General features: G+C 48.2%; 9 protein-coding genes. All 9 read left to right on the forward strand.

The window, feature by feature from the left end; genetic code table 11:
- Window positions 1-33: 33 nt before the first annotated feature.
- The 9 genes from clpB to ABXS88_RS01620 all read left to right on the forward strand — a co-directional run bounded on the left by clpB (window position 34) and on the right by ABXS88_RS01620 (window position 17,627).
- A complete protein-coding gene (gene clpB, locus ABXS88_RS01580) occupies window positions 34-2,721 on the forward strand; it encodes an ATP-dependent chaperone ClpB (protein WP_353673452.1) in 2,688 nt (895 codons plus the stop codon).
- A 318-nt stretch (window positions 2,722-3,039) separates the two neighbouring features.
- Window positions 3,040-4,260, forward strand: coding sequence for a response regulator (locus ABXS88_RS01585; RefSeq protein ID WP_353673453.1), 1,221 nt, complete (start codon window positions 3,040-3,042; stop codon window positions 4,258-4,260).
- Window positions 4,261-4,385: 125 nt separating this feature from the next.
- Window positions 4,386-4,751, forward strand: a complete 366-nt coding sequence (locus ABXS88_RS01590) for a response regulator (RefSeq protein ID WP_353673454.1) — start codon at window positions 4,386-4,388, stop codon at window positions 4,749-4,751.
- A gap of 171 nt (window positions 4,752-4,922) precedes the next feature.
- Window positions 4,923-5,453: a chemotaxis protein CheW gene (locus ABXS88_RS01595; protein ID WP_353673455.1), complete on the forward strand. Its 531-nt coding sequence runs from the start codon at window positions 4,923-4,925 to the stop codon at window positions 5,451-5,453.
- 103 nt (window positions 5,454-5,556) lie between these two features.
- A complete protein-coding gene (locus ABXS88_RS01600; protein ID WP_353673456.1) occupies window positions 5,557-8,235 on the forward strand; it encodes a methyl-accepting chemotaxis protein in 2,679 nt (892 codons plus the stop codon).
- A 144-nt stretch (window positions 8,236-8,379) separates the two neighbouring features.
- The gene (locus ABXS88_RS01605; protein WP_353673457.1) at window positions 8,380-8,994 is read left to right on the forward strand and encodes a YdcF family protein; all 615 of its coding nucleotides are present in this window, start codon (window positions 8,380-8,382) and stop codon (window positions 8,992-8,994) included.
- 30 nt (window positions 8,995-9,024) lie between these two features.
- Entirely contained in the window at window positions 9,025-10,419 is a 1,395-nt protein-coding gene (locus tag ABXS88_RS01610; protein WP_353673458.1) for an amidase, read from the forward strand.
- Between the two features lie 626 nt (window positions 10,420-11,045).
- Window positions 11,046-16,994 carry an AAA family ATPase gene (locus ABXS88_RS01615; RefSeq protein ID WP_353673459.1) on the forward strand — a complete coding sequence of 1,983 codons (5,949 nt, stop codon included), beginning with the start codon at window positions 11,046-11,048 and terminating at the stop codon, window positions 16,992-16,994.
- Window positions 16,995-16,997: 3 nt separating this feature from the next.
- The gene (locus tag ABXS88_RS01620) at window positions 16,998-17,627 is read left to right on the forward strand and encodes a response regulator transcription factor (protein ID WP_353673460.1); all 630 of its coding nucleotides are present in this window, start codon (window positions 16,998-17,000) and stop codon (window positions 17,625-17,627) included.
- The last annotated feature ends 269 nt before the right edge of the window (window positions 17,628-17,896 follow it).

Consider the following 17,896-nt stretch of genomic DNA (forward strand, 5'->3'; position numbering starts at 1 on the left):
TGTCATCTTCCAGTCCGCTCATCGTCAACCCGAATGCAACCAACCGATCCAAGTAAGTTTACTGAACAGGCCTGGGATGCCATCGTTAAATCCCAGGAAGTCGCCCGTCGTTTCAAAAATACCAATCTAGAAGTTGAACACTTGGTGATTGCATTACTGGAGCAGGACAAAGGCCTGGCGGGTCGCATTTTCCAAAAAGCCAATCTCGATGCCCTGGCCCTCCAACAACAACTGGAAAATTTCACTTACCGCCAGCCGAAACAATCCTACGTTGAGCAACTTTATCTGGGCCGGAGTTTAGATCTGATGCTTGACCGCGCCGAAACGGCCCGCGAAAGCTGGGAGGATAAATTTATTTCCGTCGAACACCTGCTGGTGGGCTTTGCCGAAGATGACCGCATTGGTCGCACCAGTCTACGCAAGTTTAACCTTGATCCCCAGGATCTAGAGTTGGCGATCAAGGCCATTCGGGGAACGCAGAAAGTCACAGAACAAAACCAGGAAGAGCGCTACGAGGCCCTGGAAAAATATGGTCGGGATCTAACTGAACAGGCCCGTCAAGGCAAACTCGACCCCGTCATTGGTCGGGATGAAGAAATCCGCCGCGTCATTCAAGTCCTGTCCCGCCGCTCCAAAAATAATCCCGTTTTAATTGGGGAACCGGGGGTCGGCAAAACCGCCATTGCCGAGGGCCTGGCCCAACGCATTATTAATGGAGATGTGCCGGAATCCTTGAAAAATCGGCAGTTAATCTCCTTGGATATGGGCAGTCTGATCGCCGGGGCCAAGTACCGGGGAGAATTTGAGGAACGGTTACGCTCGGTGATGAAGGAAGTGACTCATTCCGACGGCCAAATTATTTTATTTATCGATGAAGTGCATACGGTGGTCGGGGCCGGGGGCCGGGAAGGTTCTGGTTCCATGGATGCTGGTAATTTACTCAAACCGATGCTAGCCCGAGGGGAATTGCGCTGTATCGGGGCCACGACCTTGGATGAATACCGCAAACATATCGAGAAAGATCCGGCCCTGGAGCGACGCTTCCAACAGGTTTACGTTAAACAGCCGAGTGTGGAGGATACCATTTCCATCCTGCGGGGCCTGAAGGAAAAATACGAAGTCCACCACGGTGTTAAAATCACCGATTCGGCCCTGGTAGCCGCCGCCACACTCTCCCATCGCTACATCCAAGACCGCTTTTTACCCGATAAGGCTATTGATCTCGTCGATGAAGCCGCTGCCCGTTTAAAAATGGAAATCACCTCCAAGCCGGTGGAATTAGAAGTGATCGACCGTCGTTTAATGCAGTTACAAATGGAAAAATTGTCTCTGGAGGGAGAAGAAAAACGGCCCGGATTTATCGTAGTCGATAAGGCCTCCAAGGAACGCCTCGAAAAAATTCAGCAGGAAATCCTAGACCTGGAAAGTCAGCAACAGTCCCTTTCCGGTCAGTGGCTAGCGGAAAAACAAATGCTAGAGGAAATTAATGCCCTCAAAGAAGAAGAGGAACAAATTCGTCGCCAAGTGGAACAAGCCGAGCGGGATTATGATCTGAATAAAGCCGCCCAACTCAAATACGGCCGCCTGGAAGTACTTCAGCACGACATCGAAGAAAAAGAAAGCAAACTGTTAGAAATCCAGGCCTCGGAAAAAACCCTTTTACGGGAGCAAGTCACCGAAGCCGATATTGCCGAAATTGTGGCCGGCTGGACGGGCATTCCCATCAACCGCCTCTTGGAAACGGAACGCCAAAAACTCCTGCAATTGGAAAGTCATCTCCACCAAAAAGTAATTGGCCAAACAGAAGCTGTGGCCGCCGTGGCCGCTGCCATTCGTCGGGCCCGGGCCGGCATGAAAGACCCCAGTCGTCCCATTGGTTCTTTTCTGTTTATGGGGCCAACGGGAGTCGGAAAAACCGAATTGGCCCGGGCCTTGGCTGGTTTTCTCTTCGACAGTGAAGAGGCCATGGTACGGATTGATATGTCCGAATATATGGAAAAACACGCCGTTTCTCGCTTGATTGGGGCGCCTCCTGGTTATGTGGGTTACGAAGAAGGGGGCCAACTGTCAGAGGCGGTGCGTCGTCGGCCCTATTCCGTTGTCTTGTTAGATGAAGTGGAAAAGGCCCATTTGGATGTTTTTAACATTCTTCTCCAGGTACTAGACGATGGCCGCATTACCGATTCCCAGGGCCGAGTGGTGGATTTCCGCAATACGATCATTGTCATGACCAGTAATATTGGCAGTGACCATATTTTAAATTTCTCGGCGGATGATCGGGATTACGACAAAATGCAAAAACAGGTTTTACAGGCCCTGCGTCAGCATTTTCGTCCCGAATTTTTAAACCGCATTGATGACCTAATTATTTTCCATACCCTGCAACGGGCTGAACTCCGACAAATCGTGCAATTGCAAATTAAACGCATTGAAAAACTGTTGGAGGAGCAGAAAATTAAACTGGTAATCTCAGATTCTGCTTTAGACTATATTGTGGCGGCCGGCTATGATCCGGTGTACGGAGCCCGGCCCTTGAAGCGAGCCATTCAGCGGGAATTAGAAAACCCTATGGCTACCAAAATCCTAGAAAATACCTTTGGCCCTGAGGATACCATTTTGATTGATTGCGTCGGCAATCAGTTACTTTTTACTAAACAAGAAAAGGTGCAGGCGGTTGAGGATGATATTCCTCTCGTTGAAGTTGAGGTCATCGTGTCTTGAAAATCAGATGTAATTCGTACTAGGTTGACAGGGACTACATTAGAAAAGTGAAAGTCAAAGCGGTTATCAAGACGCTAGAGACAGAGGGCCAGTATTGATTCTGCTTGACGATACAACAAACTCTACCTGTCTAAGGAGAGGTACCGAAGGCGGGGAGTCCATCGATTGCCTTAATTGGGAGTCTTGGCATAGGGAATAGTGCTTATAATTCAAAAGTATTAAAAAAGAGGACATGACCCGAGCCACCAATCTTGAGAAATCAGGAATCCTGACCCTCAGTTTAAGCGTCGTGTAAACTGAAAAGAAAATGTTGACATCATGATGCAGGGAACCCTTAGTGAAATCGATCTTGGCAGTATCCTGCAATTAATTGAACTAGGACAACGCACCGGAGAACTGCTCATTGAACCCTGGGGTACTGGTACTGGCCGTTCAGAATCGGCCATCACCTCGAGAGAACGGGTTTGCTGGTTTCTGTTTTTTGTCAATGGCCGCCTTGTCTATGCCGCCGATAAGACCTACGGTCAACTCCAACGACTACGAGAATATCTGCGTCGCTATCAACTATCGGAGCAGGTTCAGGTATTGGCTGACGCCAGCCTCGCCAGTACTAACGCACCAGAGTATGCGACCCTCTGGTCTCTACTGGCCAAAAATATTCTGACCCCGCTCCAGGCCCGTCACATTATCCAGGGCATGGTGCAGGAAACCCTTTTTGACCTCCTCAATCTGCGCCAGGGCCGGTTTACCTTTGTGACGGGAACGGCCCTAGACCCCCCCCTGACGGCCTTTGCCATTTCTCCCCTGATGGGGCAAATGATGACTCAAATGCAGCAATGGAAGCAGTGCCATCCCCACATTCAATGCCCAGACCAAGTGATTTCTGCGGTGGATGAAGCCTTGCTGTTGGAAATGCTTCCCGAGAAATTAGCCCGACCCCTCATTTTTTGGGCCAATCATCATACCTCTCTCCGTCAGCTAGCCCGGTATCTGCACCGTAATTTACCGGCGGTGGCCCGGAGTCTCTACCCCTACATTGAGAAGGGCATCGTACACTTGGCTGCCCCTAGTGGCCAAGGGCTAGGAACGGCTTCCCCCCTGCCTCGGGACACAAAACTACAAAACTATCATATTATTTGTATTGATGACGATGCGACGGTGGGTCGCCAGGTAGAACAATTTCTCCAGCATGGGGCAATCCAGGTCACTGTACTGACAGACCCCCGCCAGGCCCTGGTGTCTCTCTTGGAAACCCGCCCTGACCTCATTCTCTGCGACATTACCATGCCCGTGTTGGATGGCTATGAACTCTGTGCGATGCTCCGACAGACCCGTCAGTTTCAGACAATTCCTATTATTATGCTGACGGGAAAAGATGCGTTCCTCGACCGAGTCTTAGCGAGGATGGTGGGAGCCACTGACTATCTCACCAAACCTTTTGGTAAACATGAACTACATTCTCTACTAGAAACCCACCTCCGTATCCTCTGGGATGACCTGCCCGCGGTCTCAGTCCCAACGGAAGCAAGGATCTCTTAACAGTTTCTCCTCGCTCTGGCAGGCCAATTTGATACAATGACAGCTAGTTAAGTGTACATTTACAGTTAACCCTCTATGATCGTGTCAACTCTACATTTCCAACCGCTAGGCAGAAAGGAAAGATTATGAGCGAAGTTTTGCTTGTTGAAGATAGCTCCAGTCAGCGAGAAATGATCTCTGGAATCCTGCGGGACAATGGTTGGAAGGTAACGGTTGCCTGCGATGGAGTCGAAGCCTTAGAGCATCTCCAAAAATTTAGCCCAGACTTAGTTGTATTAGATATTGTGATGCCCCGGATGAATGGCTACGAAGTCTGCCGGCGCATCAAGTCTGACCCTAAGACCAAAAATGTACCCGTCATTATGTGTTCCTCTAAGGGAGAAGAATTTGACCGCTATTGGGGAATGCGCCAGGGGGCCGATGCTTATATTGCCAAACCGTTTCAACCCGTTGAATTGGTGGGAACGATTAAACAACTGCTACGGGGATAGTCCAGATTAGCTAAGAGACAGACGTAACATTTACCGCTTCAGATTTGCCGCCAATCAGCTCTCCTCGAGTACAGGCCATCAACCAAGAGCAACGATGAAAGTACCTAAGCCGATTTAAAAACGCCTGCCGGGCTAAGCATTGATGTTATTCAAAAACAAGGAACGTTAGCAATGGTTGGGCCATCTCCCTTTTTGACAGAAGACAATCAGCCGTTAAATCCTGAGCTTCAAGCCCTCCAATCCCTGGAAGGGGAACTCCATTTGCGATTCTATTTGCCGTCCCGTGAAGAGTTTGCACTCCCGGCCATTGCGATTCGAGAAGTCATGCAACAGACCCCCGACCGCATTACCCCCATTCCCAATGCCTCTCCTTTGCTCCTGGGAACTATCAATCTGCGGGGTCAAGTCATTTGGGTTGCAGATCTCGGTCAGTTTCTCGGCAGCCCCAATGCCCTGAATACAGACCGCAGCGAGATTCCTGTGATTGCCGTGGAAGATCAAGAAACTCTTTTAGGTTTAGCCGTCGAGTCTCTAGGAGATATGGAATGGTTAGATGTTGAACATCTACAGTCCGCTACTAATGTACCGGATCACATTGCTCCCTATGTTCAGGGGGAATGGCCACTAGAAGGTGAATCTCAACGAGTTTTGCGATTACTTGACCACGTGGCGATACTCCGCTCCGCTCGCTGGGCAACCTAGGATTCAAGCCCCAGCAGGCTAATTTTCCGAACAAATGACTGACGGTTTTTCCTTCTATGCGACTTAACCCATTACTGAACTACTGATTTAGGAGACAGGCACCATGGCATCTGAGAAAGACTATGCAAAGTTATACGGTCAAGCCTATGCCGCCTACGGCCAAGGAAACTATACCGAAGCCGTCACCTATATTGATGAAATGGCCGAGGCCTTTCCTCAGGATCCCAATGTGTTACTCCTGCAAGGGCATATTTCCATTGGCCTGGAACACTACGATGTCGCACAACAAAAATACGAGCAGGTACTCCAGCTCTCGGATCGTCAAGATTTAGTGGAATGTGCCCAAGCAGCCCTGGCCCAAATTCAAGGGGTTGGGACGGCCAAGACTGGTCAAAGTTTTACCACCATGGGAACTGCTAGTGAAGCCAATGGCATTTCCTGGAAAGATTCGATTCCTGAAGATTGGGATATGGGCATTGATGACTTGGATTGGGATAGTGCCGTCTTTAGCGATGAGGACTTTGGAGAGCCGACCCTGGGAAAAACCGGGCCAGAACCATCGGCTACGCCCTTGGGTGAATCCCCTCAGGCCGTAGAAGTGGTTCCCGCCGCGAATCCCTTTACCGCAGACCCCTTTGAGTCTCAAGCTGGGGATGGAAAAATTGACTGGGACGCCGCTGCGACCATTGATTGGGATTCCGAACTATTTCGTGAAGAAGTAGCAAAAAGTGATGACGAAGATACCATGTTGCCCGATGTCGGGGCCTCGACCTTTGTGGTTCCCCCCAGTGTGGAACCGTCCCCCGCGTTGAATTTTGCTGAAAGAGGCAATGGACAAACGCCCTTTGACCTGGCCTCCCCAGGGGCGGAAGCTAGTCCTGCCTACCAGGCCTGGATGGATGATGAAACCGACGAAGACCTCGATTCTCTCCTAGAGCATGAAAATGTACCAACGGTGCAATCCTCGCCGACCATGGCAGCGGAGGCCCAGAACCTTAACTCGGCTACCCCTGGTTTTGAACCCAGTAATTTTGATGACCTGGCGGATTTTGACCTGACGGATCTGGCCCCCGAACTACCGGATTCCTCCCTGTTTACCCAGGCTGGCGCTGCTCTAACGGCCTCCTCTGAACTTCAGGCTGAGCAGGAAATAGATGCTTCCGCTACGCTAGCCGGTGCTCCCCCGCCAGGCATGGTAACCTGGCTCAAACCTGAAGAAGGAGGAACAAATGATTTTTCTGGGGCCTCCAGTCGTTTTGTGAAGCCCACGGTTGAAATAGATCCCGGTTGGCTGGGTTGGTTTACCAATGCCCCCCTCAAACGCAAGCAACTCTACCTGGCCCTAGCAACGGGGCTTGCCTCTGGCCTGGCAGTCATCGTGGTGAACGCGGCCTTGGCCATGGGTCAGGGAAAAACATCCCCCCCTGCGACGCCCCCCACCCCCGGTAAAACGGCATCGAAACCAGCCGCTAACAGTGCTCCAGCCCCTACTGTGACAGCCCCTTCCCCCTTGGTCGTAGCGGGTCTGACGGGTCTGGTGACGGCCCTAGCCACGTTTTTGGTTAGTAATCTGCTAGTTCGTCAAGTGAAGCAGACCATCGATGATCTGCAAAACCAGTTTGATGCCATCTACGAAGGCAACTTTAATGTCCGTGCTAAGGTGCGTTCCGAGGATGAATTAGGCCAATTGGCCCAACGCTTTAACTACATTTCTCAAGTGATTCTGACGGCGACTAGTGAGGCCCAGGAGCGGGCGGCGGCCACAGAAAAAGCCCGGGAAAAACTCCAGCGCCAAGTCATTCGTCTCCTGGATGATGTGGAGGGGGCCTCTCGGGGAGACCTGACCGTCCAAGCAGAAGTTACAGCGGATGAACTGGGAGCGGTGGCCGATGCCTTTAACCTGACCATCCAAAATCTGCGGGAGATCGTTCTCCAGGTGAAAAAGGCCGCCAAACAGGTTAACCGGAACTGTACGGATAGCGAATCCTTTGCCCGCAATAACTCCAGTGATGCGCTGCGAATGGCGGAAGAATTAGCCGTCACCCTCAATTCGGTACAGTTAATGACGGAATCCATTCAACGGGTTGCTGAAAATGCGCGGGAAGCAGAGGAAGTTGCCCATACCTCTTCCCTAACGGCACTGAAGGGGGGAGAAGCCGTAGAGCGAACCGTGGGCGGGATTCTGCAAATTCGAGAAACGGTGTCAGAAACGGCCCGCAAGGTTAAACGCCTAGCGGAAGCCTCCCAGGAAATTTCTAAGATTGTGGCGGTGATTTCTCAAATTGCCTCTCGTACTAATCTCTTGGCATTGAACGCCTCCATCCAGGCGGCGCGAGCAGGGGAAGCGGGGCGGGGCTTTGCCATCGTGGCAGACGAAGTCCGACAACTTGCAGACCGCTCTGCCAAGTCGCTAAAAGATATTGAACAAATCGTGTTGCAGATCCAGAGTGAGACTGGCTCGGTAATGACGGCCATGGAAGAAGGGATTCAACAGGTGATCGATGTAACCGATAAATCAGAACAATCCAAGCGAGCGCTGGAGGACATTATTGAGGTATCGAATCGGATCAATACCCTTGTTCGTTCCATCACTGCCGATACCGTGCGCCAGCAGGAAAACTCCAGTTCCGTTGCCCAAGTCATGCAGTCCATTGAGCTAACGGCCCAAGAGACCTCCCAGGAATCCCAACGGGTGGCAGGATCTCTGCAAACCCTGGTGTCCATCTCCCGCGATTTATTAACCTCTGTGGAACGCTTCCGCCTGGAACAAAGTCTGAAATAAGGTAATTTCCTGATTGCGGTATCGCTTCAACTTTTTTGTTGCTTTGACCGAGAGACACCTCCCCGAATTCTCCTCTTAACTTCTCTGGGGAAAAGTGGTGGGCCTTGGGGAAATTGCTGGCGTTAGGGTGTGAGTGGGGTCATCATGTTGTTACGGGTTAAGGGTCAACCAATTGCCAAGTCTTGGCCAAAACGACGCCGACACGGGGGACTTAAATTTTTACTCCTTTCACCCCTCTTGGCTTTGGGGCTAGGCCTGGGCTATCGCCAATGGCAAATTCAGACCACGGAACCCCAAGCGATCTTCGTCCTGGGGGGCCACGAAAGCCGAGAATGGCAAGCGGCTGAGTTGGCCCGAGAAAAGCCCCATTTACCCATCTGGATTTCCTCAGGAAGTCCAGAGCATTATACGTATCAAATTTTTAGGCGGATGGGCATTGATGGGGGCCGCTTACACCTTAATTACCAGGCCCAGGACACCGTCACAAACTTTACGACTCTCGTGGATGACCTCCAAGCCCAGGGTATTCACAGCGTTTACCTCGTGACCTCAGATAACCATATGGCTAGAGCTCGGATCGTGGGGGAAATTGTCTTCGGCAGTCGTGGCATTCTTCTCAAGCCCCTGCCGGTGGCGTCCCAAGGCGAACCAGAAAGTCCCGAAAAACTCGTCCGGGATGGCCTACGAGCCCTCTTGTGGTTAGGAACCGGCAAAACCGGTGCCCATTGGTTACGCCGCGCGGTTTCCCAGCGGCCCTGACACCGCTATCCTTCCCTTTCTTCTTTTGCTATGACCCAGCTTGCCCTCTCCTCCGTTCTAGACTTAGCCCAGGGAATACGCCAAGGGGCATTATCTCCCCTGGAAGTCACGCAATACTTTCTAGAGCGCATTGAGCGCTATGATGCCCAACTGGGAAGCTTTACCTATGTTGCGGCGGAACAGGCCTTAGCGGAAGCTCGAACCAAAACCGAACAATGGTCTAAAAATCAGGACTTGCCCCCCTTCTGGGGCGTTCCCATTAGCATCAAGGATTTAAATGCTGTTGCTGGTATGCCAACGGGCTACGGCGTTCAGGCCCTCCAGCAGCAACCGACTGCCTACGACGATGGCCTGGTGATGCGACTTAAGCAAGCGGGATTTATTATCTTGGGGAAAACCGCTACCTCCGAGTTAGGCTCCTTTCCCTACACCGAAACACCCGGTCTTGCACCGGCCCGTAACCCCTGGCATTTAGACTATACCCCCGGTGGCTCTAGTGGTGGGGCAGCAGCGGCCTTAGCGGCGGGCCTCTGTCCGATAGCCCAGGGGTCAGACGGCGGAGGATCCCTACGAGGGCCGGCCAGTGCCTGTGGCCTGGTGGGGTTAAAACCCAGTCGAGGCAGGATTTCTAACGCGCCCCTAGGGGATTTTCAGAGTGGCATTGCCAGTCAAGGGGCCTTGACCCGAACCGTGCGAGAAGCGGCAGCCCTCCTGGATGTGATGGCGGGCTATACCACTGGTGATCCGTACTGGCTGGAGTCTCCGAGTATTCCTTTTGTCCAGGCTTTGCAACAGAATGTGCCCCCCCTACGCTTGGCCTACAGTTTTGCCATGGCCCCCTTTTCGCCTCAGGACGGCGTTGGCCAGCAGGCTGTCGAAAAAGCGATGACGGTTTTTGCCCAACAGGGCCATTCCCTAAAAGCGGCTTGCTTTGAGGCCCAGGGCCTGGTGGAACCCTTTACCCGAATTTGGCAGGCCGGGGTCGGCGCCGCCGGCATTCCCTTTGAGCTTTTGAGTCCCGTCAACCGTTGGCTAGGAGAAACCCAGGGAACCGCCGGTGACTATCTCCAGGCCGTGCGTCAGATGCAGATCCTATCGCGCCAGATTGTTGCCTTTTTTGACCAGTACGATGCCCTGATTTTGCCAGTGTATCACCATCAACCGATCCGTATTGGCCAATGGGCTGACCTCTCCCCAGCAGAAACGGTACAGAAAATTATTGAATGGGTGGCCCCCTGTCCGCCGATGAATGCGAGTGGCCTACCGGCTATTACCCTGCCCGTTGGCTTTGATTCCCAGGGCCTACCCTTTGGGGTACAACTGGTAGGAAAACCCGCAGGTGAGGCTCAACTCCTAGCCCTGGCCCATCAATTGGAAACTAATCTCAGTTTTCCACGACAACTACCGCCGCAGTTTTTAGATTAGGCACGGGACTGGCCGGAGTCGAACCGGCGGCCTAGCGCTTAGGAGGCAGTAAAGTGGCTAGCAAAAGCCTTACTGCATAACGATTTGAGGTTTTATTTTATTGAAGGGGTTAATTTTGGGGTTAAAATATTGCTATTAAACTACAGTTAACTTGCCATCTGTTAGATTGCGGTTTTTTACGGTAGTGCTTACCTATCTTCCAGTCAGTTTTAATGCCAGAGATTCTATCAGTTTCAATTCGACTAATTTTCTTGGCTAGGCAACCATAGCTTGTTCCGAGAATTTTAGCAGCTTGACTTAAACCAACCCAATCGCTTGGAATATCGTCGCCGTTTACTTTGGCAAAGCTCAAGTCTGAAGACAAAGAACTTCAAGAAGTCATTCTGACATTACAATCATTTCTTCTCCCCCACATGCAAGCGATCTCATACGAGCAAGCATTCAATCTAATCTGGCTTCCATCTGGGTTGTGGCAACTCAGTAACTAGGTAAAGCGATGATAAGCTTATGAGCTACCATCTAATAGTAATAGTGATCGCACCTTATTTCGCTTAATAGGTTTTAAAATTGTGATAGGTCATCTATAGTTTGAAGTATGCCAAATCATACTCATTCAAAAAAGCTCTATGATTACCCTACCTGGAATTGCCATCCAAAGCAAAATCTATGAGAGCTCAGCCTCGGTGGTTTATCGGGGCATCAGAGATGATGGAAGAGAGATCGTTGTAAAAATGCTCAAACAAGACTACCCCTCTCCTCAAGAACTGATCCGCTACAGGCAGGAATATGATATTATCCGTTCTCTCGATCTGGAAGGAGTGATCAAGGCATATAGTCAGCAGAACTATCAACGTACGCTCGTCATTCTTTTAGAAGACTTTGGGGGAGAGTCCCTAGATTGGTGGATGCGATCGCATCCAGAGACTTTCTGCCCGATGGACTTATCTACTTTTCTACGTCTTGCCATAGAAATCACAGATATTCTGGGCAGAATCCATGCTGCCCATGTCATTCATAAGGATATTAACCCTGGAAATATTGTCCTCAACCTGGATACTGGCGTTGTCAAAATTATCGACTTTGGGATTGCAACCCAATTTAGCCGCACGAATCCGACTTTCAAGAGTCCTCATATTTTAGAAGGGACACTTGCCTACCTGTCTCCAGAGCAAACAGGGCGGATGAACCGATCGCTCGATTACCGCACTGATTTTTACTCGCTTGGTGCTACATTCTACGAATTGCTTACGGGACAAGTGCCGTTTCCCACAACAAACATCCTGGAACTCATCCATTGTCATATTGCCAAACAACCTGTACCGCCACATGAACTAAATACAACGGTTCCTAGAACGATTTCGGACATTGTGATGAAATTAATGGCGAAAAATGCAGAGGATCGCTATCAGGGTGCCTGGGGCATCAAAGCAGATTTGGAACGCTGCGCTCATGAATTAGAATCAAGCGATCGCATCGATTCCTTTCAACTTGGATTGCATGATGTTTCTAATCAGTTTCAAATTCCTCAGAAGCTGTATGGACGAGAGGCAGAGATTGCAACATTATTGGCGGTATTTGAGAGAGTAGTGGGGGGAGACTCGGAGATACGCGGAGGCGAGGAGAGTGACAATATCTCTGCGTCTTCTAAAATGATGTTGGTTTCCGGCTATGCAGGCATTGGTAAATCAGCATTAGTAAAGGAACTCTATAAGCCCATCACGGCAAAGAGTGGGTATTTTATCACTGGCAAGTTTGACCAATTTCAGCGCAACATTCCCTACAGGGCGATCACGGATGCACTGCAAAAATTGGTGCAACAATTACTGAGTGAGCCAGATGAGCAAGTAAAACAGTGGCGATCGCTTCTCCAAACTGCCTTGGGAAGCAACGGACAACTCATCGTTGATGTGATTCCCGAAGTAGAACTCATTATCGGCAAACAGTTACCAGTACAAGAGGTGGGAGCCACGGAAGCTCAAAATCGCTTCAACCGCGTCTTCCAGCAGTTCATCCGAGTATTCTGCTCAAAAGATCGTCCACTCGCGATCTTTCTCGACGACTTACAGTGGGTAGATTCGGCAACACTCAAATTAATTGAGCTAATCATGCTTGATGAGCAAATCCAATCTTTATTTCTGATTGGAGCCTATCGAGATAATGAAGTAAATCCAACGCAACCATTGATGTTAACGCTAGAGCGATTACGAAAACAAGGAGCAGTACTTCAGGAAATTGCTCTAGCACCCTTAACATTGAAACCGGTGAGTCAGTTGCTTGCTGAAACGCTATATCAAAATTCAGCCACCGTTCGTTCCTTGGCTGAGTTAGTGCTGCGTAAAACTGAAGGTAATCCTTTCTTTGTTAACGAATTTATGAGATTTATACATAGTGAGAACCTATTGAGCTTTGACGCAGAAAATCTAAGCTGGCAATGGAATATTGACCAAATTCAAGCCCAAGATATCACTGATAATGTAGTGGAACTGATGCTCCTCAAGTTAAAGAAGCTGCCAGAGGCAACGCAGCAAATGCTCTGCTTAGCCGCTTGTGTGGGGGCTGAATTTAATTTAGAGACGTTAGCGATTGTTTGCGAGCAATCTCTTAAAAGCATTTCTCTAGATTTGCTCGTAGCGGTACAAGTTGGATTAATTCAACCCCTGTCAGAATTAGACGAAAACTTGTTAGTACAAAAATATAAGTTCTTGCACGATCGCGTGCAGCAAGCTGCCTATGCCTTGATTGATGAAGCACAGAAACAAGTGGTTCACCTCCAAATTGGTCGCAATCTACTCAAAAAAACGTTGCCAGAGCGGTTGTCAGAGCGGCTGTTTGAAATTGTTGATCATCTTAATCATGGGATTGAGCTTGTTACCGATCAAGTAGAACGGGATGCAATTGCCCAGTTGAATCTATTGGCAGGTCAGAAAGCAAAAGGGGCGATTGCTTATAGTACGGCAAGAAACTATTTAGCTATGGGGAGACAATGGCTAGAAGCCGCTACTTGGTATACAAGTTATCAGTTGACCTTAGCGTTATATGTAGAGACAACAGAAATCGCGTTTCTGTGCGGCAATTTCGAGGATGTAGAAAGATGGGCAGAAATCGTCCTGCAACATGTTAGAACAGTTCTTGATGGCATAAAAGTTTATAGAGTCAAAATTCAGGCTGATATCGCGCAGAACCATCCTCTGCAAGCAGTTGATACGGGATTACAGATTTTACAACAACTGGGAATCAGTTTTCCTAAACAGTCAAGTCTCCCGGACATTTGTACTGAATTAGACATAATCACATCTCTCTTGAATAAGAAAACAATTGAGGATTTGAGCCGTTTGCCCAACATGACTGAGCCAGAAAAGTTAGCAGCAATGCAAATCCTATCAGACATCACGATCACTGCTAAATATGCTGCTCCCAACTTACTGCTACTAATCACATCTAAACAAGTCAATTTGTCAATTTTGTATGGTAATGCATCTGTGTCGCCCTTTTCCTATACCATTTTTGGATTAATTCTTTGTGGTTTGGTTGGGGACATCGAATCTGGTTATCAGTTTGGACGGCTTGCTCTCAGGTTGTTGTCTCGACCGAATACCCATTCACTCAAAGCTAGGACATTGTTCATGGCATATGAACACGTCCTGCACTGGAAAGAGCATATTAAAGAATCACTAGAGCCATTGCTAGAAATCTATCAAATTGGACTAGAAACTGGGGATTTAGAATTCGCAGCTTATTGTGCTCATTGCTATTGTTTTCAGCTCTATGTTGTTGGAAAAGAACTCGCAGAGGTTGAGTACACTATGAAAACCTACAATGCTGCGATTAGTCGAATCAAACAGAAAACAGCACTGACATGGAATCAAACGTTTCAGCAGGCAATCGCGAATTTGATGGGATATTCAGTTAATCCAATTCGTTTAATTGGTCGATTTTATAATGAAGAGGACGAATTACCAAAACATAAAGTAGCAAATGATGGAACAGCAATCTTTGATGCCTATTTTAATAAACTTTATCTGTGCTATCTCTTTTCTGAGTATGCTCAGGCAATTGAAAACTCAGATGTAGCAGAACCTTATTTCATCCCAATTATGGGCACGCCACTTGGCCCTTTATACTATTTCTATGATGCGTTAGCAAGGTTGGCTATATATCCAGGCAGCAGCACTGAAGTACAAGCAGAAATCCAAAAAAAAGTTACGGCAAGGCAAGAGAAAATGAAACGCTGGGCAGATTATGCACCAATGAATTATTTGCATAAGTATCATTTAGTTGAGGCAGAGAAAGCGCGAGTCTTGGGTCAGTTGTTTGAGGCAGAGGAGTTCTACGAACAAGCGATTCAAGGGGCAAAAGACAATGAATATCTTCAAGAAGAAGCATTAGCTTATGAATTAGCTGCCAAGTTTTATCTAGACCGGGGTAGGTCAAAGTTTGCTCAAACCTACATGAAAGAAGCTCATTACTGTTATGAACGCTGGGGAGCAACTGCGAAGGTTAAAGATCTAGAAACTCGGTACCCACAGTTCTTTCCTCTGTCGTCGGGTGTGAACGCTCCTTCAATCCGCTCCACGGCTGGAACCACCCCTAATACCTCACAGGTTGCTTTCGATTTAGCAACTGTGCTAAAGGCATCTCAGGCGATTTCAAGTGAAATCGAGCTAGATCAATTGCTTCGTTCCTTGATGGGGATCTTAATCGAGAATGCTGGTGCACAAACGGGCTGTTTAATTCTAGAAAATGCAGGAACATGGACAATCGAAGCTTCTTGCGAACTCAATGACGGTGAGCATATCTGTGCAGAACAAGTGCTGCAATCGCTTCCAATGACCGATCACTTACCCGAATCGATTATTCAGTATGCGATCCGAACACATGAAACCGTCCTCTTAAATGATGCCGCTCGTGAAGGTAATTTCATCCATGATCCCTATATTCAGCGTAATCAAATTCAATCTATCCTATGCTTGCCACTACTGAATCAAAGTAAGCTCGTTGGCGTTCTATACTTAGAAAATCAATTAACAACTGGAGCTTTTACACCGGAGCGATCGCAAGTTCTGAATCTACTCTTGACTCAGGCAGCGATCTCAATTGAAAATGCTAGGATCTATTCAAAACTTCAAAAGAGCAAAAGCCAATTGACGCAATTTCTAGAAGCAATTCCAGTTGGTGTTGCAGTTGTCGATAAATTGGGTCACCCTTATTATTTCAACCAACGAGCAACTCAGCTATTGGCTAAAGATATAGATCCTTCTCTGACGCTCGATGATCTTACAGAGGTTTATCAAGCTTATCTAGCTGGAACTAATCAAAAATATCCAACTGAGAGAATGCCAATTATCCGGGCGTTAACGGGCGAACATACTACAGTTGATGATATAGAAATTCACCGCAACAACGCCATAATTCCCATTGAGGCATGGGGAACTCCAGTATTTGATGAACAGGGTAATGTGATTTATGCGATCGCCGCCTTTCAAGACATCACAGAACGGAAACAAGCAGAACACCTCTTAGCAAATTACAACCGCACTTTGGAACAGGAGGTTGCGGAACGAACAGCGGCGTTACAGCAAAGCGAAGCAGAACTGAGCGCTCGTGAGCAAGAATTACGGCTCATTACAGACGCTCTCCCGGTTGGTATTGGTTACATTGATGCCAAGCAACGCCACCGCTTTGTCAACCGTACCTATGAGATTTGGCGCAACTGTAGCCGAGATGAAATTTTAGGCAAGTCGATTCGTGAACTGGTAGATCATACATCGTATCAAATAATAGAACCTTACATTAACCAGGCGCTAAGGGGAGAAACAACCACGTTTGAAGCAGAAATGCCTCTGCCAGCAGGCAAAAAGTACTTGAGTGTAACCTTAATTCCTGATTTCGATGCAAATGCTCAAGTCATTGGATTTTATGCTTTAAACACAGACATCAGCGATCGCAAACGTGCTGAAAAAACCTCAATTCTGGAAGAGCGCAACCGCATGGCACGAGAAATTCACGATACGCTAGCCCAAGCGTTTACTGGAATCCTACTGCATATTGGAGCAGCAACAGAGCAGGTTACAAAGAACCCAGAGAAGGCACAGGCACATATGGAAACAATCGATGAATTGGCACGCACTGGACTGGCTGAAGCTCGGCGATCGGTGACCACTCTCCGACCGAAACTGTTAGAGGAGGGAGACTTATATCGTGCCCTCAATCATCTAACTGCTCAAATGAATTCTTCTACAAATACTCATATCACCTGTGAAATCATCGGTGTCATCTATGCTTTATCACCCGATGTTGAAAATAACCTATTACGCATTGGACAAGAAGCATTAACGAATGCCATAAAATATGCTCACGCTACCACAATTCACGTTGAATTAGTCTATGAGGAGTCGCAGTGTCTTTTACAGATTAAAGATGATGGAAAGGGATTTGAAGTTGACCAAGTATACCCAACCAAGGGATTTGGTTTATTGGGGATGAGCGAACGGGTCGAACAGATTGGAGGTGAGTTAATCATCCGCAGTCAGCCTGATCGCGGTACAGAGATTATCGTAATCGTGAACCGAGAGTAAGTCATGAGCCAAACAGCAGTTATTCGGTGTCTGATTGTGGACGATCATGCCATTGTACAACAAGGATTAGAAGCGATCATCAATGAAGAAACAGATATGATTGTGATTGGTCGTGCCAAAGACGGTATTGAAGCAATCCAGTTGTTCCGCCAAGCGCAACCTGACGTAACCTTAATGGACTTACGGATGCCCCAAATGGGAGGAGTGGAAGCGATTACTGCGATTTGTGCTGAATTTAACACGGCTCGCATCATTGTATTGACGACATATGACGGAGATGAAGATATTTATCGGGGGTTACGAGCAGGTTCAAAGGGTTATCTGCTCAAAGACTGTAAGCCCAACGAACTGCGAACTGCTATTCGCACCGTTCACGATGGGCAGCAGTATATTCCACCTCATGTTGGCGCTAAGTTAGCCCAGCGAATGACCAATCCAGAGTTGACCGCTCGCGAATTAGAAGTGCTGCGGTTGGTGGCACAGGGGATGAACAATCTGGAAATCGGTACTGCCTTAAGTATTACGGAAAGTACTGTCAAATCGAATATCAACCGCATTTTAAGCAAGTTGGGAGCTAAAGATCGCACGCAAGCAACCATTATTGCCTTAAAACGAGGGATTGCCAGCCTATAAGAATGTTTTATGAACTTAAGTATGATATAAACCCAATACCTAAGTTTACCTAATAATTGATCGATTTGTTGATTCAAGTATAGCCCCTGAATTGACGACAGATTTAAGTTAGTCTCCTAAACTAAGGACATCAAAATAATTGTAGGAGTAAGAAAAATATTTCCCAGTGTTACTTGCACGGTGAATGCTCTTTCCTCTAAAGGTTAAGTATAAGGCCCGATATTTCTGACGAAGCATCGGGCGATCGAAACCATTTAAATTTCCTGATT

This window comes from Synechocystis sp. LKSZ1 (genome assembly GCF_040436315.1).
GTDB lineage: Bacteria > Cyanobacteriota > Cyanobacteriia > Cyanobacteriales > Microcystaceae > Synechocystis.

What these genes read in the sequence shown, in the direction of transcription:
- ABXS88_RS01605 (WP_353673457.1), top strand. Translation starts at nt 8,380, where the DNA reads ATGTTGTTACGGGTTAAGGGTCAACCAATTGCCAAGTCTTGGCCAAAA.
- ABXS88_RS01590 (WP_353673454.1), top strand. Translation starts at nt 4,386, where the DNA reads ATGAGCGAAGTTTTGCTTGTTGAAGATAGCTCCAGTCAGCGAGAAATG.
- ABXS88_RS01620 (WP_353673460.1), top strand. Translation starts at nt 16,998, where the DNA reads ATGAGCCAAACAGCAGTTATTCGGTGTCTGATTGTGGACGATCATGCC.
- ABXS88_RS01600 (WP_353673456.1), top strand. Translation starts at nt 5,557, where the DNA reads ATGGCATCTGAGAAAGACTATGCAAAGTTATACGGTCAAGCCTATGCC.
- clpB (WP_353673452.1), top strand. Translation starts at nt 34, where the DNA reads ATGCAACCAACCGATCCAAGTAAGTTTACTGAACAGGCCTGGGATGCC.
- ABXS88_RS01615 (WP_353673459.1), top strand. Translation starts at nt 11,046, where the DNA reads ATGATTACCCTACCTGGAATTGCCATCCAAAGCAAAATCTATGAGAGC.
- ABXS88_RS01610 (WP_353673458.1), top strand. Translation starts at nt 9,025, where the DNA reads ATGACCCAGCTTGCCCTCTCCTCCGTTCTAGACTTAGCCCAGGGAATA.
- ABXS88_RS01595 (WP_353673455.1), top strand. Translation starts at nt 4,923, where the DNA reads ATGGTTGGGCCATCTCCCTTTTTGACAGAAGACAATCAGCCGTTAAAT.
- ABXS88_RS01585 (WP_353673453.1), top strand. Translation starts at nt 3,040, where the DNA reads ATGATGCAGGGAACCCTTAGTGAAATCGATCTTGGCAGTATCCTGCAA.